This is a genomic window from Lentzea sp. NPDC037011 (genome assembly GCF_055607425.1).
Genome location: NZ_JBVJRT010000009.1, coordinates 71,470 through 96,714 on the forward strand (window position 1 = coordinate 71,470; position 25,245 = coordinate 96,714).

Annotated in this window: 30 protein-coding genes; 15 read left to right on the top strand and 15 right to left on the bottom strand. The window is 72.5% G+C overall.

Features of this window, described 5'->3' with window-relative positions:
- Positions 1-14 precede the first annotated feature (14 nt).
- The 6 genes from ACZ7CH_RS27130 to ACZ7CH_RS27155 form a co-directional block, all read right to left on the bottom strand.
- Positions 15-686 carry a hypothetical protein gene (locus ACZ7CH_RS27130; protein ID WP_470375229.1) on the bottom strand — a complete coding sequence of 224 codons (672 nt, stop codon included), beginning with the start codon at positions 684-686 and terminating at the stop codon, positions 15-17.
- Positions 679-951 carry a type VII secretion target gene (locus tag ACZ7CH_RS27135; protein ID WP_458432864.1) on the bottom strand — a complete coding sequence of 91 codons (273 nt, stop codon included), beginning with the start codon at positions 949-951 and terminating at the stop codon, positions 679-681. Before ACZ7CH_RS27135 ends, ACZ7CH_RS27130 begins: the two co-directional genes overlap by 8 nt.
- A complete protein-coding gene (locus ACZ7CH_RS27140; protein WP_458432863.1) occupies positions 948-2,183 on the bottom strand; it encodes a PPE domain-containing protein in 1,236 nt (411 codons plus the stop codon). The genes ACZ7CH_RS27135 and ACZ7CH_RS27140 overlap by 4 nt, the downstream gene beginning before the upstream one ends.
- Positions 2,180-2,611 (bottom strand): hypothetical protein, encoded by a 432-nt coding sequence (locus ACZ7CH_RS27145; RefSeq protein WP_360400368.1) that lies wholly within the window; start codon positions 2,609-2,611, stop codon positions 2,180-2,182. Before ACZ7CH_RS27145 ends, ACZ7CH_RS27140 begins: the two co-directional genes overlap by 4 nt.
- Positions 2,612-2,832: 221 nt before the next feature.
- Positions 2,833-3,357 (bottom strand): peptidase inhibitor family I36 protein, encoded by a 525-nt coding sequence (locus ACZ7CH_RS27150; protein ID WP_470372437.1) that lies wholly within the window; start codon positions 3,355-3,357, stop codon positions 2,833-2,835.
- A 48-nt stretch (positions 3,358-3,405) separates the two neighbouring features.
- Positions 3,406-3,864: a hypothetical protein gene (locus tag ACZ7CH_RS27155; RefSeq protein WP_360400362.1), complete on the bottom strand. Its 459-nt coding sequence runs from the start codon at positions 3,862-3,864 to the stop codon at positions 3,406-3,408.
- 124 nt (positions 3,865-3,988) lie between these two features.
- Between ACZ7CH_RS27155 and ACZ7CH_RS27160 the strand changes: the two genes are divergently transcribed.
- Both ACZ7CH_RS27160 and ACZ7CH_RS27165 read left to right on the top strand, forming a co-directional pair.
- Positions 3,989-6,838 carry an AfsR/SARP family transcriptional regulator gene (locus ACZ7CH_RS27160; protein WP_360400359.1) on the top strand — a complete coding sequence of 950 codons (2,850 nt, stop codon included), beginning with the start codon at positions 3,989-3,991 and terminating at the stop codon, positions 6,836-6,838.
- A gap of 91 nt (positions 6,839-6,929) precedes the next feature.
- The gene (locus ACZ7CH_RS27165) at positions 6,930-7,358 is read left to right on the top strand and encodes a DoxX family membrane protein (RefSeq protein ID WP_360400356.1); all 429 of its coding nucleotides are present in this window, start codon (positions 6,930-6,932) and stop codon (positions 7,356-7,358) included.
- Positions 7,359-7,580: 222 nt separating this feature from the next.
- Here the strand turns inward: ACZ7CH_RS27165 and ACZ7CH_RS27170 are convergent, their stop codons facing one another.
- The 3 genes from ACZ7CH_RS27170 to ACZ7CH_RS27180 form a co-directional block, all read right to left on the bottom strand.
- Positions 7,581-8,717 (bottom strand): serine/threonine-protein kinase, encoded by a 1,137-nt coding sequence (locus ACZ7CH_RS27170; RefSeq protein WP_470375230.1) that lies wholly within the window; start codon positions 8,715-8,717, stop codon positions 7,581-7,583.
- A 73-nt stretch (positions 8,718-8,790) separates the two neighbouring features.
- Positions 8,791-9,132 carry an STAS domain-containing protein gene (locus tag ACZ7CH_RS27175; protein ID WP_458432858.1) on the bottom strand — a complete coding sequence of 114 codons (342 nt, stop codon included), beginning with the start codon at positions 9,130-9,132 and terminating at the stop codon, positions 8,791-8,793.
- A gap of 77 nt (positions 9,133-9,209) precedes the next feature.
- On the bottom strand, positions 9,210-9,632 hold the full coding sequence (locus ACZ7CH_RS27180) for a hypothetical protein (protein WP_470375231.1): 423 nt from the start codon (positions 9,630-9,632) through the stop codon (positions 9,210-9,212).
- Between the two features lie 254 nt (positions 9,633-9,886).
- Here ACZ7CH_RS27180 and ACZ7CH_RS27185 point away from each other — a divergent pair, with 254 nt between their 5' ends.
- On the top strand, positions 9,887-10,864 hold the full coding sequence (locus tag ACZ7CH_RS27185; protein WP_470372439.1) for an L-threonylcarbamoyladenylate synthase: 978 nt from the start codon (positions 9,887-9,889) through the stop codon (positions 10,862-10,864).
- Positions 10,865-11,110: 246 nt separating this feature from the next.
- On the opposite strand, the gene ACZ7CH_RS27190 is transcribed toward ACZ7CH_RS27185, so the two are convergent.
- Together ACZ7CH_RS27190 and ACZ7CH_RS27195 are read right to left on the bottom strand one after the other, a co-directional pair.
- Complete coding sequence (locus ACZ7CH_RS27190) at positions 11,111-11,749, bottom strand: carbonic anhydrase (RefSeq protein WP_458432855.1); 639 nt, start codon at positions 11,747-11,749, stop codon at positions 11,111-11,113.
- Positions 11,750-11,793: 44 nt separating this feature from the next.
- Positions 11,794-12,258: a peroxiredoxin gene (locus tag ACZ7CH_RS27195; RefSeq protein WP_470375232.1), complete on the bottom strand. Its 465-nt coding sequence runs from the start codon at positions 12,256-12,258 to the stop codon at positions 11,794-11,796.
- 228 nt (positions 12,259-12,486) lie between these two features.
- Here ACZ7CH_RS27195 and ACZ7CH_RS27200 point away from each other — a divergent pair, with 228 nt between their 5' ends.
- Positions 12,487-13,143 (top strand): fasciclin domain-containing protein, encoded by a 657-nt coding sequence (locus tag ACZ7CH_RS27200; RefSeq protein WP_470375233.1) that lies wholly within the window; start codon positions 12,487-12,489, stop codon positions 13,141-13,143.
- 42 nt (positions 13,144-13,185) lie between these two features.
- Here ACZ7CH_RS27200 and ACZ7CH_RS27205 read toward each other — a convergent pair whose 3' ends face one another.
- The 3 genes from ACZ7CH_RS27205 to ACZ7CH_RS27215 form a co-directional block, all read right to left on the bottom strand.
- Positions 13,186-13,392, bottom strand: a complete 207-nt coding sequence (locus ACZ7CH_RS27205) for a hypothetical protein (protein WP_470372271.1) — start codon at positions 13,390-13,392, stop codon at positions 13,186-13,188.
- A 40-nt stretch (positions 13,393-13,432) separates the two neighbouring features.
- The gene (locus tag ACZ7CH_RS27210; protein WP_470375234.1) at positions 13,433-14,158 is read right to left on the bottom strand and encodes an anti-sigma factor; all 726 of its coding nucleotides are present in this window, start codon (positions 14,156-14,158) and stop codon (positions 13,433-13,435) included.
- A 172-nt stretch (positions 14,159-14,330) separates the two neighbouring features.
- Complete coding sequence (locus tag ACZ7CH_RS27215; RefSeq protein ID WP_360384934.1) at positions 14,331-14,588, bottom strand: hypothetical protein; 258 nt, start codon at positions 14,586-14,588, stop codon at positions 14,331-14,333.
- Positions 14,589-14,915: 327 nt separating this feature from the next.
- Here ACZ7CH_RS27215 and ACZ7CH_RS27220 point away from each other — a divergent pair, with 327 nt between their 5' ends.
- The 8 genes from ACZ7CH_RS27220 to ACZ7CH_RS27255 all read left to right on the top strand — a co-directional run bounded on the left by ACZ7CH_RS27220 (position 14,916) and on the right by ACZ7CH_RS27255 (position 21,950).
- Positions 14,916-15,356: an ATP-binding protein gene (locus ACZ7CH_RS27220; RefSeq protein WP_470375235.1), complete on the top strand. Its 441-nt coding sequence runs from the start codon at positions 14,916-14,918 to the stop codon at positions 15,354-15,356.
- 297 nt (positions 15,357-15,653) lie between these two features.
- A complete protein-coding gene (locus ACZ7CH_RS27225) occupies positions 15,654-16,517 on the top strand; it encodes an LLM class flavin-dependent oxidoreductase (protein WP_470375236.1) in 864 nt (287 codons plus the stop codon).
- Positions 16,514-17,785, top strand: coding sequence for an LLM class flavin-dependent oxidoreductase (locus tag ACZ7CH_RS27230; RefSeq protein WP_470375237.1), 1,272 nt, complete (start codon positions 16,514-16,516; stop codon positions 17,783-17,785). Before ACZ7CH_RS27225 ends, ACZ7CH_RS27230 begins: the two co-directional genes overlap by 4 nt.
- Before the next feature lie 104 nt (positions 17,786-17,889).
- Complete coding sequence (locus tag ACZ7CH_RS27235) at positions 17,890-18,765, top strand: amino acid ABC transporter permease (protein WP_360384926.1); 876 nt, start codon at positions 17,890-17,892, stop codon at positions 18,763-18,765.
- On the top strand, positions 18,762-19,511 hold the full coding sequence (locus tag ACZ7CH_RS27240) for an amino acid ABC transporter ATP-binding protein (RefSeq protein ID WP_360384924.1): 750 nt from the start codon (positions 18,762-18,764) through the stop codon (positions 19,509-19,511). The genes ACZ7CH_RS27235 and ACZ7CH_RS27240 overlap by 4 nt, the downstream gene beginning before the upstream one ends.
- Before the next feature lie 12 nt (positions 19,512-19,523).
- The gene (locus ACZ7CH_RS27245) at positions 19,524-20,456 is read left to right on the top strand and encodes an ABC transporter substrate-binding protein (protein ID WP_470375238.1); all 933 of its coding nucleotides are present in this window, start codon (positions 19,524-19,526) and stop codon (positions 20,454-20,456) included.
- Between the two features lie 10 nt (positions 20,457-20,466).
- Positions 20,467-20,904 (top strand): winged helix-turn-helix domain-containing protein, encoded by a 438-nt coding sequence (locus ACZ7CH_RS27250; protein ID WP_360384920.1) that lies wholly within the window; start codon positions 20,467-20,469, stop codon positions 20,902-20,904.
- A gap of 173 nt (positions 20,905-21,077) precedes the next feature.
- Positions 21,078-21,950 carry an aminoglycoside phosphotransferase family protein gene (locus ACZ7CH_RS27255; protein WP_470375239.1) on the top strand — a complete coding sequence of 291 codons (873 nt, stop codon included), beginning with the start codon at positions 21,078-21,080 and terminating at the stop codon, positions 21,948-21,950.
- Here ACZ7CH_RS27255 and ACZ7CH_RS27260 read toward each other — a convergent pair.
- Positions 21,927-22,763 (bottom strand): AraC family transcriptional regulator, encoded by an 837-nt coding sequence (locus tag ACZ7CH_RS27260; RefSeq protein ID WP_470375240.1) that lies wholly within the window; start codon positions 22,761-22,763, stop codon positions 21,927-21,929. The two genes, ACZ7CH_RS27255 and ACZ7CH_RS27260, sit on opposite strands and share 24 nt — an antisense overlap.
- Before the next feature lie 55 nt (positions 22,764-22,818).
- Between ACZ7CH_RS27260 and ACZ7CH_RS27265 the strand changes: the two genes are divergently transcribed.
- Genes ACZ7CH_RS27265 through ACZ7CH_RS27275 form a run of 3 tightly spaced genes read left to right on the top strand, consistent with a single transcriptional unit; the run spans position 22,819 to position 25,214 of the window.
- Positions 22,819-23,571 (top strand): nuclear transport factor 2 family protein, encoded by a 753-nt coding sequence (locus tag ACZ7CH_RS27265; protein ID WP_360384914.1) that lies wholly within the window; start codon positions 22,819-22,821, stop codon positions 23,569-23,571.
- Positions 23,572-23,574: 3 nt separating this feature from the next.
- The gene (locus tag ACZ7CH_RS27270; RefSeq protein WP_470375241.1) at positions 23,575-24,429 is read left to right on the top strand and encodes a protein-ADP-ribose hydrolase; all 855 of its coding nucleotides are present in this window, start codon (positions 23,575-23,577) and stop codon (positions 24,427-24,429) included.
- Positions 24,426-25,214, top strand: a complete 789-nt coding sequence (locus tag ACZ7CH_RS27275) for an SIR2 family NAD-dependent protein deacylase (RefSeq protein ID WP_470375242.1) — start codon at positions 24,426-24,428, stop codon at positions 25,212-25,214. Before ACZ7CH_RS27270 ends, ACZ7CH_RS27275 begins: the two co-directional genes overlap by 4 nt.
- Positions 25,215-25,245 lie beyond the last annotated feature (31 nt).

Consider the following 25,245-nt stretch of genomic DNA (forward strand, 5'->3'; position numbering starts at 1 on the left):
TACCGGCGTGAGTCTCACCGCTGACCGAGTGCCGACGCGAAGGCGGCCGCCCCGCCCGCCGGTGTGTCTGCGGTGCGCGGCGTCGTGACCAGCACACCGGCCAGCGCACCGGCCAGCGCCGAGTGGTCGTTCAACGCACGGACGATCCCGTCGAACAGGTCGGCGCGGCTCGGCACGTGCCCGGCCGCCTCGACACCGCCGGAGACGAGGCGGCGCAACCGCTCCTCGACCCGCCGGGCGGCGCTGCGGTGGTCGGCCTCCAGGTCGCGGGCGGCCGCGAGCACGCCGTCGAGCTCGCCGCGCAGCTCCTCCAGCCGCGCGGAGGCGGCCACGTGCTCCGGTCCGCCGCGGAACGACGCGATCACCACGGCGTTGTCCGCGTCGTCGACCGCACCCCGCAGCGCGCGTGCGCGCCGGTCCAGCTCCTCGGCCCTGCGCTGGTTCGCCAGCACCGTCCCCGCCCAGTCGTCCAACGCATCGGCAGCCGCCCCGAGGGTGCGCTGCGCGGTTTCGAGCTCGTCGCGCACCTGCGCGAGCCGTGCCGTGAACGCGTCCGCCGCCGCGCCCGTCCACCCGGTGGGCGGCGCCGGGACCTCGACGCGGTGGCGGCAGCGGTCGCTCGCCGCGGCGACGGCGCCCGGATCGCCCGGCACCGGGTCGAACCCGAGGCCCCGGTAGTCAGCCATGGTGCAGCTCGTCGGCGTCGCGGTAGGCGGCACCGGCCGCGCGCAGCTCGTCGGCGGCCTCGGCGAGCTCGGTGCGCAGCGCCGCGGTCCGGTCCGCCCACGACCGCAGCAGCTCGTCCGCCGCCGCCGTGACGCCGGGGCCGAGGTCGCCGCCGGAGCCCTGGCCGAGTGCGGTGGTCACCGCCTCGACCTCGGCAGCCGTGCCGTCCAGCCGGGTCGCCGCGGCCCGCACCGCGGCGACGTCGGTGACGTAGCCGTCGCTCATTCGCCCAGCACCGGCGGCGCACCCGGCGGGATGTCGTCGAGGAGGTCCATCTTCTCCGCGTACCGGTTGGTGTGGTGGCGTTCCTCGTCGTTGCCGCCACCGAACGGCGGCGCCATGCCGTACCCCGGCGTTCCGGGGACACCGGCCGATCCGCGGCCGCCCAGGCCCGCCGCGGTGCCCCGGCCGGCCTGCTGGCCGAGCACACCGGTGGCGCCGCCGGGCACTCCCGGTCCGGCGCCCGGCGTCCCCGGCGCGGTGCCACCGGACGTGCCGCCGGACGCGCCGCCGAGGAAGCCGTGCGTCCCGTGCGTTCCCTGAGGTCCAGAGGTGCCGAACGGTCCGCCGAACGTCGTCGTGCCGTTGAGCGTTCCCGTGGCGGAAGGGCCGACCGAGGCCACACCCGTGTCGTCGTCGGCGGCGGGCGGCACCGGAACGTCCGGTACCTGCTCCGGTGGTTGCGGCGTGGGCGTCGGCCCCGGCCTCGGCGCCGGATCGGGGCGCGGGACGGGGTCGGGCCCCAGGACCACCGTGGGCGGCGGTGTGGTGGGACCCGGTTGCTGCGCGGTCGGCGGTGCCGTGTCGAACACCGGCAGCGTGGAGCGGGTGTGCCGGCTCTCGTTCTCGTAGACCTGCATGACGGCCACCGCCTCGGCCTTGGCGTTGCGCGCCTCGGTCTTGGTCGGCATGTGGTCGTCGGTGAGCTGTTCGAGCAGGTTCAGCCCCTGCGGCCCGTCGGCCACCTTGACGTCGTAGCCCTCCCGGAAGTGCCGTTCCGCCCAGTAGTGCACGGGTTCCGGCAGCCGCCGCTTGGTCTCCTGGAGCACCGTCGTGTAGGTGTCCATGCCCCTGGCGACCCGCTCGGCGGAGTCGCCGACCGTCTCGCCCCACGACGTCAGCGCCGTCGCCGCCTGGGCCGCGAGCTCGGCCGAGGGCCCGCGCCACGACGCGGTCAGCCGGTTGACGACCTCCTGCACGGCGCGCGAGGTGTGGCGCAGCTGCGGTGCGAGCTCCTGCCACTGAGCGGTCCGCACGGACATCCCCGGCAGGTCAGCCGAGTGCACCATGTTCCACATCTGCTGGTGGGTGTAGACCTCCCAGCGGATGGTCCCGGAGTCGAACGCCTCCTCGCGCAGGTTCGCGCGGCGTTCCCTGCTGCGCCTCCGCTCGCGCCTGAGCTGCTTCGCGGTGGGTTTGTGCTCCTCGGAGTGGTAACCCTTGTCGCGCCCGCTCATGCCTGCCCCTTGAATGCCGCCGCGGTGTTCTCGTCAACGGCAACGTGCATTTTCTTCACGTTCTCCAGCGCGTCGATCACGAGGTCGAGCTGCTGCACGTAGGACTGCAACGCGGCCCGCACGCCACCCTCGACGTCGCGGGCCCGCAGCCCGAACGCCTTGCGCATCTGCCGTGCGACCGGCCCCTTGCCGTCCGGCAGCGGTGCCGCCAGCACGGCGCTGTCCGCGAGGTGCCCCGCCAGCTCGTCCCTGCGCCGGTGCAGCTGGCGAATGGCCTGGTCGAAGTCGGCGGGGTCGACCTCGATGCGGTCCGCACCGGTCGTCGGGACGCCCACCAGGCCGCCCACACCGATGCCGGCGGCCGACCCCACGACCTCGGCGACGCTCCCGTCCCGCAGCGAATTCTTGAGGCGCTCGGCCTCGTCCATGCTGCCCACCCTGACCACGGGCGCACACTCCCTCGTTCCGACGGTTCGGTACATGGTGTCCGGATGCGGCCGGAAGATCCAGTACCGGGTGCGCGGATCGGCACGAAAGCTGCGCGCGTGGGCAAAACTGCCGCCAAGGATGTCGAATGGCGAATTCAGGAAAGGGCCGGGGAGCACCGCGGGCCGACGTTCTCCCGATGGCCGGCGAAAGCGACCGCGACCTATCCGACCTGGATCTCGTCGGCCTTGTCGTTCCAGCCGAACTCGCGGAAGTCGGAGTAGATGCCGCCCGCGCGCAGGAACGCCTCCTGGTTCGGGAGCGCGGTGCGGTAGTTGACCAGCGTCGCCCCGCCCTGGATGCGGTGCAGCGCCCCGCTGCTGGCCTGGTCGCGGAACCCCCAGTCGGCGAGCTTCTTCTTGCCCGGCAGGTTCCACTGCAGCCGCCTGCCGGTGTGGTTGATGTCGGCCCAGAGGCAGACCCACGTGTTCTTGCAGTCCTCCGCCGCCGCGATGCCGGCCTCGCGCGTGGCGGCGGCGAGTTGCTGCGGCGTCCGGAAACAGCGGACGTCGCCGAGGGCGAGCTCGGCGCAGACCTGCGCGCCGTCCCAGCTCCGGGCCAGGTTGATGGTCCGCCCCTCGAACGACGCCCGCACCCCCGGTGCCGCGCCGGCCTGGACGGGGACCGCCGCGATGAGCCCGATGACGGCGGCGGCGATCCCGCAGTTGCGAATGGACTTCCCGAACACGATCTCTCCTCGCTGGTGGTCGGACGTGACGTGCGGACCCGGCGCCGGTCAGCAGCCCTGCCGGCCGCTGCTGATCTGGTAGCGGAAGCCGTGCCAGTCGATGTAGCCGACGGCGGCCACGCAGCGGCTGGCCGTGCCCGTGACGCCCCTGGGCCCCGCGTAGTAGCGGTAGTTGTCCAGGTCCGGGGTGGAGGAGCGGTCGATCGTGCAGGGCTGGCCCTCGCCGCTGCTCTCGACGCAGCGGAAGGTCCGGACGTAGGTCGGTGCGGCTACCCCGTAGGCCGCGCCCCGGTGGTAGAAGCAGGCGCTGTTCGTGCCGCCGTCGGAGCTGTTGTAGAAGATCGTCAGCTCACCGACGCCGCCGATGGTGTCGCTGTAGCTGATGGTGCCCGAACACGACACCGCCGCGTTCGCGGGTGCCGCCGACACGACCCCCGCGCCCACCACCACGGCGGCCAGCGGCAGTGCGGTCATCACCGATCGTGCTGCTCTTCCGACGAAGCTCATCGCTGTCCCCTTCGCAACGGTTTCCGGTCTGCTCAGGACTGTGCAGGGCGGTGCTGCACCGTCACGGAAATCTCACGGAAAGTCACTGGTCGGCGTACCGTTGGCGACGGGGAGGGACAGCGCGATGCCAGATCTTCGGTTCGGGGTCCTCGGACCCGTGGTCGTGTGGAGGGGATCGGACGCGGTAGGGCTCAGGCCTGGGAAGAGCTGCCAGGTCCTCGGGCTGTTGTTGTTGCACGCGAACGATTGCGTGGACCGCGACCGGATCATCGAGTGCGCCTGGGGGACGAGACCGCCGCGCAGCGCGCTCAACCTCGTGCAGAAGTGCGTCGGCGACCTGCGCCGGTCGCTGGGTGACGACGGCGGCGTGCTGGAGACGGTGGGCTCGGGGTACCGGCTGCGGGTGGCGCCCGAACAGCTCGACAGCGCCGTGTTCGCCCGAGGCCTGGCCCAGGCGCGGACGACCAGGAACGACGGTGACCTCGCCTCCGCGTGGCAACGGCTGTCGCAGGCCGTGGCGCTGTGGCGGGGACCGGCGTTCAGCGGCATCGACACCCCTGCGGCGGAGACCGAGCGCATCCGGCTGGAGGAGTACCGCCTGGCCGCCCTCGAAGACCTGGCCGAGCTGGACCTCCTGCGCGGTGAGCACGGCCTCGCCGTCGCCGAGCTGTCCCGCCTCGCGGCCGAGCACCCGTACCGGGAACGGGTGCGCGAACTGCTGATGATCGGGCTGTACCGCGGTGAACGCCAAGCCGACGCCCTCGCCGTGTACGAGGACGTCCGCCGGCTCCTCGCCGACGAGCTCGGCGCCAACCCCGGCCACCGCCTGCAACGCGTGCACGCCCAGGTGCTGCGGGCCGACCCGGCGCTCGACCTGGTGAGCGCCATCCGCGAGCCGGAGACCCGGCAGCCGCGCCAGCTGCCAGCCGACATCGCCGACTTCACCGGCCGGGAGACGGCACTGGACGCGGTGCTCGGGCTGCTCACCGGTGGACGGGTGCCGGTGGTCGTCGGCGCTCCCGGCACCGGCAAGTCGATGCTCGCCGTCAAGGCCGGCCACCGTGCGCGCGAGCGGTTCCCCGACGGCCAGCTGTACCTCGACCTGGCGGGCACGGCCGCCGTGCCGAGAGATCCCGCGGCGCTGCTCGCGGAGCTGCTGCGCGCGCTGGGCGTCACCGACGCGGTGATGCCGGACAGCCTGCACGAGCGGGCCGGCCTGTACCGCTCCCGGCTCGCCGGGCGCCGGGTGCTGGTGCTGCTCGACGACGCCGCCGGTGCCGGTCAGGTGCGGCCGCTGCTGCCGCCGTCCGACGGGTGCGCGGTGCTCGTGACCAGCAGGCGGTGGCTCACCGACCTGGAGGGCGCGCACCACGTCGAGCTGGACGTGCTGCCTCCCGCCGACGCCCGCACGCTGCTGGCGCGGGTCGGTGGCGCGGACCGGATCGACCGCGAACCGGAGGCGTCGGACGCGATCGTCCGCCTGTGCGGGTACCTCCCGCTGGCCATCCGGATCGCCGGGGCACGCCTCGCCAGCCGCGGCGCGTGGACGCTGGGGCTTCTGCGCGAACGGCTGGAGGACGAGTCCCGCCGGCTGGCCGAGCTGCGCGTGGGCGACCTCGACGTGCGGGCCAGCTTCCAGCTGAGCGTGCGGCAGCTGCCCGAGGCGGCCGGACGGGCGTTCCGGCTGATGGGCCTGCTCGGCGCGGAGACCCTGCCGGGGTGGGTGGTCGGCGCGCTCACCGGTGAGCGCGACGCCGAGGACGTGCTGGACGCCCTCGTCGACGCCAACCTGCTCCGCCTGGTCGGCACCGACGCGGCGGGCCAACCCCGGTACCGGCTGCACGACCTGCTGCGCACCTACGCCGCCCGCGCCGCCGCCGACCACTACAGCGAGACCGAACGCCGTGCCGCCGTGCGGCGGGTGCTGGGCGCCTGGCTCGCCCTGGCCGAGCAGGCCCGCGACCTGTTCCACCCCGCGTTGTTCCAGCACACCCCCGGACGGTCGGACCGCTGGCAGCCGGACCACGTCGTGGCCGACCCGGTCGCGTGGTTCGACGTCGAACGGGCGACGTTGCTGCGGGCCGTGGAGCTCGGCGCCGAATGGGGACTCGACGAGCTCGTGTGGGAGCTCGCACTCGCGTTCGTGCCGTACTACGACCACCGCAGCCTCTACCAGGACTGGCGGCGCAGCCACCGGATCGCGCTCGACGCCACCCGTGCCGCGGGCAACGCGCACGGCCAGGCCGCGCTGCTGCAGGGCATCGGCCAGGTCCACGTCTACCTCGACGAGCTGGACGAGGCGCGGACGGCGCTGGAGGAGTCCCTGCGGCTGTACCGCGACCTCGGCGACCGGCGCGGGGAGGCGCTCGCACTGGCCGGCCTGTCCACCGTGTGGCGCGTGCTCGACCGCACCGACCTCGCCCTGCGCTGCGCCGGTGACGCGCTGGCCCTGCTCGACCGGGTCGGGCACCCGCCCATGCAGGCCCAGCTGCGCAGCTCGATCGGCTTCATGTGGTTCCAGCAGGGCCACGGCTGCCACGCCGGCGCCGTGATCGCGGACGGGTTGCGCATCGCGCGGGAGCTCGGCGACCGGCACCGCGAGGCCGTGATCCTGCGGACGATGAGCCAGTACCGGCAGACCTGCGGCAACAGCACGGAGGCGCTGCGCTGCCTCGTCCAGGCGCTCACCATCTTCAACGAGATCGGAGACGAGCGCTGCGCCGCCTACGCCGAGCAGCGCATCGGCAGTGTGTACGCCGGCCTCGACGACCCCACCAGGGCCGGTCCCGCCCTCGAACGCGCCGCCGGCGTCTTCCGCCGCAACGGCGACCGCCGCAACGAGGCCGAGTGCCTGCAAGCGTTGGGGGAGCTGGAACTGCGGCACGGTGCTCCCGGCGCCGCCGAACGCCACCTCGGCCGCGCACACGACCTGGTGCGGACGTTGGACAGGCAGGTGCTGACGGGAACCGGATGAGTCCTGACCCCCCGTGCGCCCGGCCAGTGCCTTCTGCTGCGGGCGAACAGGCCTTTACCTCCAGTTTCGTGGAGGTTCCAGGATGATCCGCATGGGGAAGACCGTGAAGTACATCAACGTTGTCGTGCGGGTGTTGTTCGGAGCGCTGTTCGCGTTCTCCGGGTTCACCGGCCTGTTCGGGATCGGGTCGCAGTCGACCGACGGCATGTCGGCCGAGGCGGTCGCGTTCGCCACCGCGCTGGGGGAGAGCGGGTTCATCGTGCCCGTCACCAAGGTCGTCGAGCTGGTGGCCGGGATCATGTTGCTGGTCAACAGGTTCGTGCCGCTTGCACTGGCGCTGCTGGCGCCGCTGGTGGTCGGGATCTTCGGGTTCCACGTGCTGCTGGAGCCCAGTGGTGCGGTGCTCGCCGTGGTGCTCGCGGCGGCCGAGGTCCACCTGGCCTGGGTGCACCGGGACGCGTTCGTGCCGATGTTGCGACCCACGGCTCCGCGGGTAGCGCCGTCGTCGGCCAGGTCGTAGCCGGGTGGCCGGGCGGAGCAGTCCGTTCGGCCACCCGGACGCCCCCGTGTTTGCCGGTTCGCGGCACGGGGGTACGCCGGGTCCATGGTCATCCTTGCTGAAGTTTCCGGACGGTACGACCACGTTCCGGACAGCCCCTGGATCCTCCTCGTCCCCGTCGCCCTCCTGGCCGCGGGGTTCGCCGTGAACTGGTGGAAGGGGCGCCAGCGGCAGCGGTGACCGTCAGCGCTTGCCGTGCGGGCCCTTGGCCTTCTCGGCCTTCTTGCCGGGTGGCGACGCGGGCTTGCCCGCCTTCGGCTGGGGGACGGGCTGGACCTGCTGCGGGCTGGTGACCTCGGCCTGCTGCTCGACCGCCACCGCCACCGGCACCGGAACCGGCGCGGGGGGAGCGGTGGTCGTCGCGGCGGGAGCCGACGGCGTGGACGGGGCGGGTGCGGACTCCACGGGCGGCTGCGGTGCCAGCGCGACCGCGGTGAGACCGGCCGTGGCGACCAGGGTCGCCACGGCCGCGGCCTTGAGGACGTGGTGCAGGCGGCGCCGGGGCTGCGGCAGAGCGATGTGCGTGGCCGAGTCGTCAGAAGCACGCAGGATGCGGGCGCAGTCCGCGGCGGTCGGGCGGCGGCGCGGGGACAGCGAGGTCATCAGCGTCAGCAGGCGGTGCAGGTCGGTGGGGAGGTCGTCGGGGACCGCGGGCCGGCGGTGCAGGCGGGCGACGGCCGACTCGATCTCGCTGCCTTCGAACTCGCGGCGGCCGGTGAGGCATTCGAGCAGGACCAGGCCGAGCGCGTAGACGTCGACGGCGCTGCCGGGGTCCTCGCCGCGCACCTGTTCCGGTGCCAGGTAGGCGGCGGTGCCGACGACCTGGTCGGACCTGGTGAGCCGGGTCGTGCCGACCAGGCGGGCGAGGCCGAAGTCGGCGAGGTGGGCGTTGCCGTCCTCGTCGAGCAGGATGTTGGACGGCTTGATGTCGCGGTGCACCACGCCCGTCTCGTGCACGTGGGCGAGCGCCTCGGCCAGGTCGGCGCCGAGCAGGCGGACCTCACCGACCGTCAGCGGGGCGCTGTTGATGCGCTCGCGCAGCGTGCAGCCGTCGATGAGCTGGAGGACGACGAACGGTGTGCCGTCGCTCGTCCCGGCGTCGTGCACATCCACGAGCCTGGGGTGCGACAGCGAGGCCAGGGTTCTGACCTCGTTGTCGAACCTCCGCTCGTGGGAGACCTCGGAGCCGTTGTGGAACAGCTTGACCGCCACGTGCCGTTGCAGCCGGGTGTCCCAGGCGCGGTGGACGTCGGCCATGCCACCCGTGCCCAGCAACTCGGCGAGCACGTACCTGTCGGCGAGGAGGCGGTCCGGCGGCATGGCGGCCTTCCTGTCGGCTGTCGGCTGCCTGCCTGGTTCCCGCATTCTTCGAGCGCAAACATCTTTTTCGGCCTCAGCGGCCGGAAAGTGCCTCCGGCACGCTGGCGTGCAGCTCGATCATCTCGTTCAGCGTGGTCGCGCGCAGGGCCCGCAGGACGCTCCCGGCCGGTGCCACGACCCGCAGCGGTGTGCCCTTGTCGACGCCGCGCAGGTGGTACTCGACCAGCACGGACAGCCCGGACGACGCCATGAACGACACGTCCGTCACGTTCAGCACCACCGCGAGCCGGCGGTCCGCGGCCTGGGCGAACGCCTCGTCCAGGTGCTCGCGCAGCAGCGGCGCGGTGTAGGTGTCGACCTCGCCGGTGATCTGGAGGACCACTGCGTTGTCCCGCAGGTCGGTCTTGGCTTCCACTGGTGTCACTCCTCCCGAGATCCCCGTTTCCAGCCTGTCACGCCGGGCACGGGTTGTCGATCAACGGGCGGTGTGGGTCAGGCCTCGTCCGGCGCGGTCAGACGCGCGTCGGGGGCCTGACGCGGGTCAGGGGCCTGGCGCGGGTCGGGGACGGCCCGCGCACAGCGCAGCCGTGCGAGCTGCCGCAGCAGTTCCTGGCGGACGGGCTCGACGTCGGCGATGAGCGCGGCGAGCTCGTCCAGGCCGGCGGCGTCCGGGTGGTCCCGGCGCCACCGCTCCAGCTGCCGCGCCATCGCCGCCTGCCCGGCACCCGCGTCGCGGTACTCGTCGTCGAGCCGGTCGCACCACGAGCTGTCGGCCTGCTCCGGTGCCATCCCGGCCAGGTCGCTGATGAAGCCGCGGGCCTCGGCGAGCTCGGCGCGCAGGTTCGCCAGCGCGACGGGCAGCATCTCGATGCCCAGTTCCGACACGTCCTGCCCGGCTGACCGTTCGTCTCCCACTCCGGCGACGATACGAACGGCACCGCCTTCACAGGCCTGAGCAGCACCGATCGCACACGAAAGTGTGTACCGGAGCGTGGTTGGCCGGGTGCGGTCCGGGCATTCTCGCCGCGTGCGGTGAGAGGAGTCCCGTCAGGCGCCGGTGGACCGGGGCGTCGGGCGGTCGACATCGGCGGGGGCGTGACCGGCAGGCCGCGCCCCCCGCCTCCACCCGTGCCGCGGGGTGAGGTCGCGCCGGGTGGGAGGATCGTCCGGTGTCAGCAGGAACCAACGACATCGAGAAGGCGGTCGGCGTGCTCCGCGCCGGAGGCCTGGTGGCCCTTCCCACGGAGACCGTCTACGGCCTGGGCGCGAACGCCGAGGACCCGGCCGCGGTGCGCCGCGTGTTCGAGGCCAAGGGCCGCCCGCCCACGCACCCGCTGATCGTCCACATCGGCAGCGCCGGCCAGTTGGCCGACTGGGCGGAGGACGTGCCCGCCACCGCGCGGCTGCTGGCGGAGCGGTTCTGGCCGGGACCGCTGACGCTGGTCCTGCGCCGCGGTGCCCGAGTACCGCTGGAGGCGACGGGCGGCCTGGAGACGGTGGCCCTGCGCGTGCCCGACCACCCCGTGGCGCTGGCGCTGCTCTCGGCGTTCGGCGGCGGCGTGGCGGCCCCCTCCGCGAACCGCTTCGGCTCGGTCAGCCCCACCACGGCCGACCACGTCCGCGCGGAGCTCGGCGACGCCGTCGACCTCGTCCTGGACGGCGGCCCCTGCGCGGTCGGCGTCGAGTCGACCATCGTCGACGCCACCGGTGACGTCCCGAGCGTGCTCCGGCCCGGCGGCGTGACCCGGGAGGAGCTCGAAGAGGTGCTGGGCGTGCCCGTGGCGGTGCACTCGACCAGCAGCGTCCGGGTGCCGGGCCAGCACCCCTCGCACTACGCGCCGCGGGCACGGGTCGTCCTCGTCGAGCCGGAGCAGGTCGTCGCCGAGGCGGAGCTCGTGCAGGGCATGGGGCACCGGGTGGGGGTGCTGGTGCCCGCGTCCTACGCCGGTGCCGAGCCGGACGTGCACGCCGTGGTGCGCGTCCCCGACTCGGACGCCGCCTACGCGCGGGGGCTGTACGGCTTCCTGCGGGAGCTCGACCAGCGGGACTGCGACGTCGTCGTGGCCTCGCCGCCGGAGGAGGCCGGGCTGGGGCTCGCCATCGCCAACCGGCTGCACCGCGCCGCGGGACCCCGGCCGACCGACTGAGGCGGCGCGGCCGGGGGTGGACGCGGACGTGGCGGGAGTTCGGCTCATGGCGGGGCGTCCAGTCGGCGGCGGATGTCCGCTGTGACGGGGACGCCCCGGGCCGCGTGAGTCCGGTCGGTGGCGGGATGCCCTGGTCGCGTGACTCCCGCCGACACCGGGCCATGCCGTCGTGACGGACGCCCTAACCGCAGGACTCCCGCCGACAGCAGGACGCCCCAACTGCAGGAGTCCCACCGGCGGTCGTGGCTAGTCCGCCGTGACCGGAACGTCCAGCCCACGCGCCGCGACCAGGCGTGCGCTGCCGTCGGCGAGCCGGTAGCAGAGGCCGACGACGGCCGCCTTGCCTGCGGCGACCCGGTCGGCGAGCAGGCGGGAGCGGTCGAGCAGCAGGTCCACGGTGCGGCTGACGTGTTCGGCGAGGACCTCGTCGGCCTCCACGCGGCCGGCGGCGCGTGCCGCCAGCACGCTGGGGGTCACCCGTTCGACGACGTCGCGGATGTACCCGGCGGGCACCGCGCCCTCGTCGAGGGCCGCGCAGGCGGCGGCGACCGCACCGCAGGCGTCGTGGCCGAGGACCACGACGAGCGGGCAGTCCAGCACGTCCACGCCGTACTCGACGCTGCCGATCACCTCGGCACCGACGACGTGGCCCGCTGTGCGGACCACGAACAGGTCGCCCAGACCGCGGTCGAAGATGATCTCGGCGGCCAGTCGCGAGTCCGAGCACCCGAACAGCACGGCGAACGGGCGCTGCGCCGGTGCGATCTCGGTGCGGCGGGTCGCGTCCTGGTTCGGGTGCTCGGGCGTACCGGCGACGAACCGGTGGTTGCCCGACAGCAGCAACTCGAAGGCTTCCTGGGGCGTCGGGGAGGTCAGCTCGGCCATGATCACAGACTAGGTGAAATCCGGCGCCGTGCCGACTGGCCGGGTCAAGACATCTCGGCCGCGCGCGTTCGCAGGACCGCGAGGGCCTCGTCGGCGTGAACGGTGAAGTTCAGCTCGCCCTTGATCAGGCGGAGCACCGTGCGGTCGATGTCGATGACGAACGTGCGCCGCTTCGCGCGCAGCGGGCTGAACCGCCGCCACACGCCGAACTGCTTCGCGACCGCACCGTCCGCATCGGACAGAAGCGGGTAGTCGAAGCCGTAGGTGGTGGCGAACGCGCGTTGTTTGGACACGGTGTCCGGGCTGATGCCGATCCGGTGTGCGCCGACCTCGCCGAACTCCGCAGCCAGGTCGCGGAAGTGGCAGCTCTCCTCGGTGCAGCCGCCGGTCATCGCCGCGGGGTAGAAGAACAGCACGACCGGGCCCGTGGCCAGGAAGGCCGACAGGGTGCGCGGTTCGCCGTTGTCGTCGGTGAGGGTGAAGTCGGGTGCGATGTCTCCTTGTTCCACCCAGGGTCTTCGGGTCCGTACCGAGTATGGATTGGTCCACGGAAGAGTGCATGACAGACGGGATTCCACGCCGGTTGTGCGTCCACTGTGGACGAAAAACTCATTTGTGCAGGTCACGCGCGATTTGCGGATTCTTCGGTAACGAACCGATAACCGCACCCATCCGATCGGCCATGCGGTGCGAACTACTCACATCAACTGCTCGAAACCCCTTGGAGATGTCCCGTCATGAACAAGACCGTCCGCAAGACCGTCCTGGCCGTCGGCGCCGCCTCGCTCGCCCTCTTCGGTGCGGCCTGTGGCTCGGGTGACATGGCCAGCTCGAGCTCCACCACCGCGACCACGTCGGCGACCTCGATGGCACCGCCGTCCTCGTCGGCGATGGCCAACCCCGCCTCGAACCTCGTCGGCCCCGGCTGTGCCGACTACGCGAAGCAGGTGCCGTCGGGTGCCGGTTCCGTCGCGGGCATGGCCGCCGACCCGGTCGCCGTCGCCGCGAGCAACAACCCGCTGCTCACGACGCTGGTCAGCGCCGTGTCCGGCAAGCTCAACCCGAAGGTCGACCTGGTCTCGACGCTCAACGGCGCCGAGTTCACCGTGTTCGCGCCGGTCGACTCGGCGTTCGCGAAGATCGACGCCGCGACGATCGAGAAGCTCAAGACCGACGACGCCCTGCTGACCAAGATCCTGACCTACCACGTGGTGCCCGGCCAGATCGCGCCCGACAAGATCGCCGGCGACCAGAAGACGGTCGAGGGTGGCGTGGTGAAGGTGTCCGGTTCCGGTAACGCGATCAAGGCCAACGACGCCAACGTGATCTGCGGCGGCGTGAAGACCGCGAACGCGACCGTGTACCTCATCGACACGGTCCTGCTGCCTGCCTGACATCTCCAGAGCAGCAGTACCGCGACTCCGGGAACCGCGCTGTCACAGGCGGTTCCCGGAGTTCCCCCATGTCCGCTCGTCGAACGGTCCGATGTGGACCGTCGTCGCGTCGGAGAGCCGGAACAGCGGCCGGTTCGCCGGTTCGCGCAGGTGCACCACGATCACGGCGCCGTGGTTCAGCAGCCGCACCGACCTCGTGATGACGCAGGCGTCGAGGTCGTCGAAGACGGCGAGGACGCGATCGGTCACGCCCCGGGATTCGGTGCGCCGTGCGCACCGGATTGGCGGGTCAGGCCAGGTCGACGGTGAGAACGGCGGCGCTGGTCGGGCTCGGTGACCCGCCGGCCGGCTCGACGGTGAGCAGGGCCTCGCGGGCTCCCGCGATCCCGGTGACGAGCATCGACGCCGACCGAGCCGGTGCGCGCAGCACGCCCGCCGATCGGGGCCCGTGGCGGTCGACCAGCCACAGCTGGTACGCCCGATCGCGGGGCAGGGTGCGCAGGTCATCGGCCATGAACAGCATCGCGTCACGGCTCTGCGAGATCGCCGCGGTGCACGCCGGTGCGGTGACGAGCCGCAGGTCCGGTGCCGCCAGCAGGTCGCCCGTCGCGGAGTGCGGCGACACGGCGACGGCGGTGGTGGTCTCCGGGGTCAGCGCACCGTGCACACCGCCCACGACGGCGGCGGCCGCGCACGCGACCGAGATGATCGCCGCGGCCCGCCGCAGGCCTTGGCGCCGGGAGAGCTCGGACCTGACCTCGGAGAACGGCGGCACCTGCCGGACCTGGCCGACCGCGTCCAGCACCCGTGGCCGCAGGGCGACGGGGACGGTCTGGCTTGCGGCGAGGCCGAGTCGTGCGGCAGTGCCCCGCAGGCCGGTCACCTCGTCCGTGCAGGCCGGGCACCGGTCCAGGTGCGCCTCGAACGAGGCCCGCTCGGCGTCGGGCAGCGCGCCGAGTGCGTGAGCACCGGTCAGCAGGTGCGGGTTGATCGCACGTGGTCGTCCCGGTTTCACGACCGTTCTTCGAAGCCGTCCGGTGATCGGATTGCTGCCGCCGCACCGGAGTCCGAAGTGGAGTGAGCACGAGGGCGGTGCACCCCGGGAGGTGCACCGCCCTGTGGTCAGCCCTGGAGAACGTGGACGGTCACGGCCTGCGGTTCCTTCAGGCCGGACCAGACCTCGAATTTCACGGGCTGGTCAGCGCGGACGCCTCCGAGGAGACGCCCGGGAACGCCTGGACGCGGTCCTGGCGAGCGGAACGGGAGCCGGCGGCGGCCGCCAGGCCCAGCATCAGCAGCAGGTCGCGGCAGTCGTCCACGTCACGGGAGTGCTCCGCCACCCGGCGCGCGGCCTGGCGCTGCTGAGCGGCCTCCGCGTGTTCCGCGGCGACGCGGGCCTCGGCGAAGCAGACGGCTGCTCCCTTGGTGCTGTCGGGTCGGGTCATGAGCGCACCTGCCCGACCGACGAGGTACCCGGGAGGAGCGGTGCGAGCAGGTCGTGCGGGCGATCCGGCGACAAGCCGGTGCTCCAATCTCCGGCCGGAGGTACAGCGCCGGACCGGGCAGGAGGGGTCCGCGGCGGCTGGATGCCGGCAACTGGAACCCCAACGATCCCGACCCTACCCCACGCGCCGCGGACTTCCGCGCAACCGCGTGCGATCGGCCGGACGGCCGTACGGGGGCTAGGGTGGGGTCGTCTGGCTTTGCCGCTGGTCGCAGGTAGCGCGACGGAGTCCTCCGGTGGTTCCGAGCGTGGTCATCTGGAGGCTTCCGTGGCGCCCGCCGACGAAGATCCGCTGTTGCTCGTCCTGGACTTGCCCGTCACGCCCGAGACCGCTACCCCGGAGCTGCGGGAGAGTGTCGCCGAGGTCCTGGCCGACCTCGGCGAACGGCACCGCTTCGACGTCCTGCTGGTCGTGACGGAGCTGGTCTGCAACGTCCTGGACCACACGTCCGGCACCGGCCGGCTGCGGGTCTTCCTCGACAAGACGTCCGGCGAGGTCGTCGTCGAGGTCGACGACGACTCCGCGCTGCCGCCCGTGCACGGGTCCTCACGACTGGGCGGCGACCGGGGCCGGGGCATCGTGATGATCGAGGGGCTCGCCGGCGAGTGGGGCACCAGGCCGCTGGCCGCCGGGGGCAAGACGGTGTTCGCCACCGTTCCCGCCGGCCGGGACACCGCCCAGGACCCCCGGCCCGGCCAGGCGCCGTAGCCGCCGCGCACCCGGTCGGCGAGCGGGCTCCGCACGCCGTTGGTGCCGACCGCGAGCGTCGACGCGAAACCTTTGTCGTTGTGCGCCTCGACTTCCGCCCAGCGAGCCGCAAGCCCGCTCCCAGCGCGAGGGCGCACACGCCCTTTCGAGTCGACATGCGCAAGACCGCGACACCGGACGGGGAGCGCGCAAGCGTCGAAATATTCCCGATCACGCGATCCTTCTCACCTGGTGGCCGTCACAGCGCGGCCCCCTCCCGCGCGGCCAGACTGCGAGGACCCGACGAGAGGGGGACCGGTGGTCGCACCACTGCACCTGGCCGTCGCACTGCCCGTGACCGGCGAGCTCACCGCGCGGTACTGGGCGGGGCTCGTGCGCGAGGCGGAGGACGCCAAGCTGGACTTCGTGACGTTCGACGACGCGCTCGGTGGCGCACCGGGGCTCGACGCGGTGCTGATCGCCGCTCGGGTCGCACCGCTGACCAGCCGGATCGGGCTGCTGCCCACCGCGGTCGTCACGCACACCGAACCGTTCCACGTGTCGAAGGCGATTGCGACGCTCGACCACGTGAGCGGCGGACGCGGCGGCGTGTTGCTCGACGTCGCGCCCGATCCGGTGCATGCCGGGCACTTCGGGCGGCGAGACGTCGGCACGGCTGACGAGCTGTGGGAGGAGGCCGCCGACTACGCAGAGGTGCTGCGGCGGTTGTGGGACAGCTGGGAGGACGACGCGGAGATCCGCGACGTCGCCACCGGGCGGTTCATCGACCGGGAGAAGCTGCACCACATCGACTTCGAGGGCAGGTGGTTCAACGTCCGCGGCCCGTCGATCACGCCGCGGCCGCCGCAGGGCCACCCGCCGGTGGCCGCGACCGAGCCGGGGTTCGCGGACATCGTGTTCTCCGACAACGCCTCCGCGTCCGACCGGCTCGTGTACCGGGACGTCGACGCCACGGTGACGCCCGACGAGCTGCTGCGCTGGCAGGAGGAGGGCTTCGCCGGGTTCCGGCTGCACGGCGACCTGCACACGGTCACCCGCGAGCTGGTCCCGCGGCTGCGGGAGCGCGGGGTGTTCCGCACCGAGTACGAGCACACGACACTGCGCGGGCACCTCGGCCTGGCCCGTCCGGAGAACCGCTACGCCGCAGGGAGCGCGCGATGACCAAGCAGATCCACCTCGCCGCGCACTTTCCCGGCGTGAACAACACCACGGTCTGGAGCGACCCGCAGGCCGGCAGCCACATCGAGTTCTCCTCGTTCGTCCACCTGGCGCAGACGGCGGAACGGGCGAAGTTCGACTTCTTCTTCCTGGCGGAGGGACTGCGGCTGCGCGAGCAGGGCGGGCAGATCCACGACCTGGACGTGGTCGGCCGGCCGGACACGTTCACCGTGCTGGCGGCGCTCGCGGCCGTCACCGACCGGCTCGGGCTCGCCGGCACGATCAACTCGACGTTCAACGAACCCTACGAGGTGGCGCGGCAGTTCGCCTCGCTCGACCACCTGTCGGACGGGCGGGCGGCGTGGAACGTCGTCACGTCGTGGGACGCGTTCACCGGCGAGAACTTCCGCCGCGGCGGCTTCCTGGCCCAGGAGGACCGCTACAGCAGGGCCGAGTCGTTCCTGCGCACGGCCTGGAAGCTCTTCGACACCGGTGTCGGCACGTTCGAGCACCGGGACCGGCATTTCGACATCAGCGGCACGTTCGGCGTGCCCCGCTCGCCCCAGGGCCGTCCGGTGATCCTGCAGGCCGGTGACTCGGAGGAGGGCCGCGAGTTCGCCGCCGCCACCGCGGACGCCATCTTCTCCCGCTACGCCACCCTGGAGGAGGGCCAGCGGTTCTACCGCGACGTCAAGGGGCGGCTCGCGCGGTACGGGCGGTCACCGGAGCAGCTCAAGATCCTGCCCGCGGCCACGTTCGTGCTCGGCGACACCGACGCCGACGCGCAGGAGAAGGCCGCCGTGGTGCGGCGTCAGCAGGTCAGCGGCGCGACCGCGATCCGGTTCCTCGAACAGGTCTGGAACCGCGACCTGAGCTCCTACGACCCGGACGGGCCGCTGCCCGAGGTCGAGCCGCTCGTCGGCGAAAACACCATCGCGCGCGGCCGGGCCAGCGTGCGGATGTTCAAGGACCCCGCCGCCACCGTGCGCGAGTGGCGGGAGAAGGCCGCGGCGAAGAACCTGTCGATCCGCGACCTGGTGATCGACGTGAGCGCGCGGCAGACGTTCACGGGGTCGGCGGCGAGCGTCGCCGCGCAGATCGACGACCTGGTGCAGCAGGACGCGGCGGACGGCTTCATCCTGGTGCCGCACGTGACCCCCGGCGGGCTCGACGAGTTCGCAGACACGGTGGTGCCGCTGTTGCAGGAGCGCGGTGTCTTCCGCACCGACTACACCGGCCCGACACTGCGCGATCACCTCGGTGTCCGATAGTTGTTCACCACGTGGACGCCCTTGCTCCCCTGATCGGCCGGTACCTACGGTGAGTTCCGCGCCACGCGCCCCGTTCTGACCCACCCGGCCGACAAGGACCCGCCATGTCCTCTGCTCTCGCTCCACCGTCCACAAAGGACAGATCGGACGATCTGGCTGCCCTGTCGGTCGTGCCGGCCCGCCACCCGTGGCGGTGGGTGGGCGTCGCGGTCGTGCTGGTCCTCGTCGCCCAGTTCGTGCACGGCCTGGTCACCAACCCGGGCTGGGACTGGCCGACGTTCGCCCGCTACTTCACCGCCGAGTCCGTCCTGCGCGCGGTGGGCACCACGATCGTGCTCACCGTGCTCGGGACGGTGCTCGGCTTCGCGCTGGGCATCGCGGTGGCGCTGCTGCGGTTGTCCCGCAGCCCGTTCCTGCAGGGCGTCGGCTGGACGTACGTGTGGGCGTTCCGGTCGATCCCGCTGATCGTGCAGTTGTTGTTCTGGTTCAACATCTCCTACCTCTACCAGCGGTTGTCGGTTGGCATCCCGTTCGGCCCGGAGCTGTACTCCTTCGAGACCGTGCAGCTGATCAGCCCGATGGGCGCCGCCGTCCTCGGGCTCGCGCTGCACCAGGCCGCCTACGCCGCCGAGATCGTGCGCTCCGGCGTGATCTCGGTCGAGCCCGGCCAGCTGGAGGCCGCGGCCGCACTGGGCATCCCCAGGTCCCGGCAGCTGCGCAGGATCGTTCTGCCGCAGGCGATGCGCGCCATCCTGCCCAACGCGGCCAACGAGGTGATCAGCCTGTTCAAGGGCACCTCGGTCGTCTCGGTGATGGCGATCGGCGAGCTGTTCTACCAGGTGCAGGTGATCTACGGCCGCAACGCGCGGGTCGTGGCCCTGCTGATGGTCGCGACCGTCTGGTACATCGTCCTGACCACGCTGCTCTCGATCGGTCAGCACCACGTCGAGCGGTACTTCGCGCGAGGAGCCCGCCGGTGATCGAGGTGCTGGGCGTGCACAAGAGCTTCGGCGCCACCGAGGTGCTGCGCGGGGTGTCGCTGGAGGTCGCGGCCGGCGAGGTCGTGGTGGTGCTGGGCCCGTCGGGTTCCGGCAAGTCGACGCTGCTGCGGACGATCAACCACCTGGAGAAGGTCGACCGCGGGTTCATCAGCATCGATGGCGCGCTGGTCGGCTACCGGCGCTCCGGGCGCAGGCTGTACGAGCTCAAGGAGCGCGAGGTGCTCCGGCAACGCGCGCAGATCGGGTTCGTGTTCCAGAACTTCAACCTCTTCCCGCACCTGACCGCGCTGCAGAACGTCGTCGAGGCGCCGCTCGCCCACGGCCGGGCGCGCGACGAGATCCACGCGGAGGGACGCGCCCTGCTCGCGCGGGTCGGCCTGGCGGACAAGGAGGACGCGTACCCGCGGCAGCTCTCGGGCGGCCAGCAGCAACGGGTCGCGATCGCCCGCGCGCTGGCCACCCGGCCGAAGGTCGTGCTGTTCGACGAACCCACCTCCGCGCTCGACCCCGAGCTGGTCGGCGAGGTCCTCGACGTGCTGCGCGACCTGGCCCGCTCCGGCACCACGATGGTCGTCGTCACCCACGAGGTCGGTTTCGCCCGCGAGGTGGCCGACCGCGTCGTCTTCCTCGACGGGGGAGTGGTCGTCGAGGAGGGCCCGCCGGCGCAGGTGCTCGACCACCCGGTCCACGAGCGCACCCGCGCTTTCCTGTCCAAGGTGCTGTGAAGGGAGTCTGTTGTGCGCAAGTCACTTCTCGCCGGTCTGGTGCTGGTGCTGGCGGCCTGTGGAACGGCGGAGAGCGAGCCCGCCACCGTGTCGGGCCTGAGCGTCAGCCTGGGTCCCGACCAGAACCGGGTCACGGCGGCGAAGGACGACAAGATCGCCGCCAAGGTGCCGGAGGAGTTCCGCTCCCGGGGTGAGCTGGTGGTCGGCGGATCGACGGGCACAGCGCCGCCACTGCGGTTCTACGCCACCGACGACCGGACGGTGATCGGGGTGGAGACCGACATCGCCCACCTCGTCGCGGACGTGCTGGGGCTCAGACCGCGGCTGGAGACCTCGTCGTGGGAGAACCTGTTCGTCGGCATCGACAGCGGTGCCGTGGACGTGGGCCTGTCGAACATCACGGTGACCGAGGCCCGCAAGGAGAAGTACGACTTCGCCACCTACCGGCTCGACACGCTCGCGTTCGAGGCGAAGAAGGGCGGCACCTGGAAGGTGCGGGGGCCGAAGGACGTCGCGGGCAAGGTGATCGCGGTGACCTCCGGCACGAACCAGGAGAAGATCCTCGTCGACTGGAGCACCAGGAACGTGGCGGACGGCCTGAAGGCCACCGACGTCAAGTACTTCCAGAACTCCTCCGACTACTACCTGGCGCTGCAGTCCGGCCGCATCGACGCCTACCTCGGCCCGAACCCCACCGCCGCCTACCACGCGGCGGTGTCCGGGCAGACCGAGGTGATCGGCACCTTCTCCGGCGGCGCCGCGGTGCAGGGCAAGATCGCGGTGACCACGCTGAAGGGCAACGGGTTGGTCGTCCCCGTGCAGGAGGCGCTCAACCAGCTGATCGCGAACGGCAAGTACGCGGAGGTGCTGAAGCGCTGGGGACTGGCCGACGAGGCGGTGCCGACCTCGGAGGTCAACCCTCCCGGCCTGCCGAAGACGTCGTGAGAGGGCTGTCGTGCGACTTGTGCTGACCATCGAGACCGACGACGACCAGGCCGCGGCGCGGCTGCTCGGGGCGTTGAAGGACGTGGGCCTGGTGACCGCGGAACCCGATCCCGACGTGCGGATCCTGCCGCACGCCCGGCAGGTCGTCTTCCAGGGCAGGACGATCGAGCTGACCCGGCTGGAGTTCGACCTGCTGCTGCACCTGTGCGAGCACCCCGACCGGGTGCACCGCCGCCGCGAGCTGATGTCCGCGGTGTGGGGCGTCGACGACGACCACAGCGGTGGCCGCACGGTCGACGTCCACGTGCGCCGCGTGCGGCAGAAGCTCGGTGCCGCCGGTGAGGTGGTCCAGACCGTGCGCGGCGTCGGCTACCTGGTGGCCGCGGGGCGGGTGCGGGTCGAACGCGCCGCGGACGTCGTGCGGCTGGCCGACCGCCGCGCGGGATGAGACCCGGTGGCCTCCCGGTGCCGCTGCGGGAGGCCACCGCTTCGCCGTTCACCCGGCCACCACGAATCGCCGGTTCCAGAGGGGGCGCGCTCTGGTTCCGGTGCTGAATCGGTTGCTTTCCCCGGCGGCTCCGGTGTTGCATCGGCACACCGGGTCGCTGGGGGAGTTGGTCGATGCTCGACGGCGTGATCGCCACGGACGTGTCCCTCGTGGACGAACTGGTCCGCGCGCAGTTCCCGCACTGGCACGGGTTGCCGATCCGCGCGGTCGGGGACGGCGGCACCAGCAACGCGATGTACCGGCTCGGCGACGAGCTGGCCGTGCGGCTGCCGCGGCGCGAGTGGTCCAGGGACGACGCGGCCAAGGAGGCCGCCACCGTTCCCGTGGTCGCACCGCACCTCCCGGTCGCCGTGCCGGAACCGCTCGCACTCGGGGAACCCACCGAGCGCTACCCGGCGCAGTGGTCGGTGGTGCGCTGGCTCGGCGGCACCACCGCACCGGTCGAGGCCGTCGCCCGCGACACCCCGTTCCGCCTGGCCGAACTGGTCCACGCGTTGCACGACGTCGAAGCCACCGGGCGGCCGTGGACCGACTACCGCGGGCGAACGGACGCCGCGCGTGACGACGAAGCGGTGCGCCGGTGCATCGCGGAGCTGGGCGGTGACCCGCGGCTGGTCGCCCTGTGGGAGGAGGCGCTCGCCGCGCCGCGCTGGGACCGGCCGGCCCGCTGGCTGCACGCCGACCTGCACGAGGGCAACCTGCTGTTCACCGGCGGGGTGCTGACCGGCGTGATCGACTGGGGCGCCGCCGGTGTCGGTGACCCCGCGGCGGACCTCATGACGGCCTGGCTCTACCTCGACGACCGCGGCCGCAGGGCGTTCCGGCGCGAGCTGGCCGAGTTCGACGACGCCACCTGGGCCCGCGCACGCGGCTGGGCGCTGCACCTGGCCGTGCTCGCGCTGCCGTACTACCGCGACACCAACCCGTTCCTCGCCGGGATCGCGAGCAGGACGATCGAGCAGCTACTGGCGGAACGCGCCGGGTGACACGCCCGCCTCGCGGGTGAAGAACTTCGCGAAGTTCGTGGCCTCGCTGAACCCCAGCCGGTGCCCGATCGCCGCCGCCGACAGGTCGGTGTGCACCAGCAGGCGCTTGGCCTCCAACGCCACCCGCGCGTCGATCAGCGCCTTGGCCGAACGGCCGGTCGCCGCGACGCAGATCCGGTTCAGGCCGCGCAGCGAGTAGCCGACCCGCGCCGCGTAGTCGGCGGCGTTGCGGCTGCGGGCGAACGACCGCTCCAGCTCCTGCTGGAACCGCTCGAACCGCGGGTCGCCGGGTCCGCCGGTGTCCGCGAGCAGCCGGGCGACCCGCAGCAGGAGCACGCCCGCGAGCTGACGCAGCAGGTCGACCGGCTCACCGGACCCGACCACCCGCCGGTACTCGGCACGCAGGTCGCGGGCCGACCGGTCCAGCGCGGCCCGGTCACCGGCCGGCACCTGCCACCGCACCGGGCCGAACGGGCTGAGCAGCGGACGGGCGCCGTCCAGCGGCGGCGGGAACGCGGGCGTGAACAGCACGGCGTGCGCCTTCAACGCCCCGGCGGGCAACCGCAGCACCCGGCCGGGGCTGACGTGCAGCACGGTGCCCGGCGCGCACGGGTGGTCCACGAAATCGACCATGCACGAACCCCGCCCGGCGGTGATCACGAAGAGCTGGTGGAAGTCGGTCCTGTGCACCTGGAGCAGGGTGTTCTCGCTGAGCCTGCCGCGAAGCTGCGCGAGGTCCAGCACCTCCAACCCCAGCCTCGGCCGGTCGGGGTTGCTGAAGCCGAACTCGGCAAGCTGTCCACTTCTGACCATGGTGAAGCCGGATCCTACCTCGTCCGGCGGCTGCCGGAGCGGCAGAGTTCTCCGCATGGACACCAAAGAACTCGTGCTCAAGGCCACCGGCGAGCTGTTCGGCGACAGGGACCCGTCCGCTGTGGACCGCTGGGTCGCACCGGACTACCGCCAGCACAGCGCGCTCATCGGCGACGGACCCGAGGCGTTGCGCGGGCTCGTCGCGAGCCTGCCGGACGGCTTCCGCTACGAACCGGCCCGTGTGGTCGCCGACGGCGATCTCGTTGCGCTGCACGGCGTCTACCACGGCTTCGGGCCGCAGCCGCTGGTCGCGTTCGACCTGTTCCGGGTCGAGGACGGCAAGCTCGCCGAGCACTGGGACGCGCTCACGCCGGTCGTCGATCCGACGGTGAGCGGACGGTCCCAGACGGACGGTCCGGCGGGGCCCGCCGGCACCGGCACCGAGCACAACCGCGCGTTGGTCGCCGAGTTCGCGCAGCGCGTGCTGCAGGACGCCGACTACTCCGTGCTCACCGACTACATCTCCACCGAGACCTACCTGCAGCACAACCCCGAGGCCGCCGACGGGCTCGACGGGTTCGGCGCCGCCGCCGCGCGGTGGGCCGAGCAGGGCCGCCACCTCGTCTACAAGACCGTGCACCGGGTCGTGGCCGAGGGCGACCTGGTGCTGCTGCAGTCCGAGGGCGAGTTCGGCGAGCCGGTCGCGTACTGGGACCTGTTCCGGGTCGCGGACGGCCGGATCGTCGAGCACTGGGACGTGATCACCCCGGTGCCCGCGGAGCTCCCGCACGGCAACGGCCTGTTCTGAGCCGTGATCACCGCACTGCCGTTGCGCGACTACCGGGACGCGGTCGCGCTCGACGAACCGTTCCACCCGCTCCGCCCGCCCGCACCGGCCCGTCACCTCGACGGGCTGACCGGGCTCGCGCTGCGGCTGCTCGGCGAGGACCCGCGGGTGGGTCGCCCCACCCTCCCGCGCGGTCCCGCCGGACGCCGCCTGCTGCTGCGGTCGCTGCTGACCGTGCGCGAACCCGCCCCGGTCGCTCCCGACCTGCAGGCGGTGCTCGACGCGGTCCTCGGCGGTGAACGCGAGCAGAGCGCGCCTGCCGACGCGGGCGGGCTGGCCGCACCGATCGCCGTGTGGCGCGGCGACATCACGTTGCTCAGGGCCGACGCGATCGTCAACGCCGCGAATGACGCCCTGCTGGGCTGTTTCCAGCCGATGCACCCGTGCGTCGACAACGCGATCCACGCCGCAGCCGGCCCGCGGCTGCGCGAGGACTGCCACCGCATCATGGCCGCGCAGGCCGCACCGGAACCCACGGGCCTCGCGAAGATCACCCGCGGTTACCACCTGCCGGCGCGGTTCGTGCTGCACACCGTCGGGCCGATCGTGCGCGGCACCGTCAAGCCCGCGCACGAACAGGCCCTGGCCGACGCGTACCGGTCGTGCCTCGACCTGGCCGCCGAGGTCGGCACGATCCGCACGCTCGCGTTCTGCGCGATCAGCACCGGCATCTTCGGTTTCCCCAAACAGCCGGCGGCGCACATCGCCGTCGAGGTCGTCCGCGACTGGCTCGCCGCCCACCCCGGGCGACTCGACCGCGTCGTCTTCACGACCTTCAGCGGCGACGACGACACGGCCTACCGGAAGGCGTTGCGATGACCTGGGAACGCTGGCTCGACGACGCGGACCGGGTGCTGGTCGCGGCGGGTGCGGGGCTGTCGGCGGCGGCCGGGTACGACTACTCCGACACCGAACGGTTCGCCGAGCTGTTCCCCGTGCTGCACCGCACTGGGCTGCGGGCCCGCTACCAGCTCATCGGGCTGCCGCTGCCGCCACGGCTGCTGTGGGGCTACTGGGCGGTGCACGTCGACGACATCCGCTTCGCCCCGGCACCGAACCCGGTCTACACCCGGCTGCGCGAGGTCGTCGGCGGGAAGGACAACTTCGTCCTCACCTCCAACGTGGACGGTTTGTTCGCGCGCAACGGTTTCGCCGACGTCTGGTCACCGCAGGGCGACTACGGGCGCTACCAGTGCGAAACGCCGTGCACCCGTGAAACCTGGGAGAGCCGGCCGGTCGTGGAGGCGGCACTGGCGGCGTACGACCCGGACACCGGGGAGACCTCGGCGGTCCCGGCGTGCCCGCGATGTGGCGGTGCGGTGTTCCTCAACGTGCACAAGGGACCCGAGTACGTGCCCGACCACTACGAGCCGGACGGCACCCGTCTGCGCGAGTGGCTGGCGGCGGCGGGGAAGCTGGTCGTCGTCGAGATCGGGGCCGGGTTCAGCACGCCCACCGTGATCCGCCGGCCGGTGGAGTCGCTGGTGCGCGGTCTTCCGCACGCACGGCTGGTGCGGATCAACCGCGACCACGCGGAGGTGCCCGGCGACCTGGCCGGGCGGTCGGCGTCGATCCGGGCCGACGTCGCGGAGGTGCTGGCCTGAGGAGCTCGGCTCCCGTTCGACGAACTGGCGG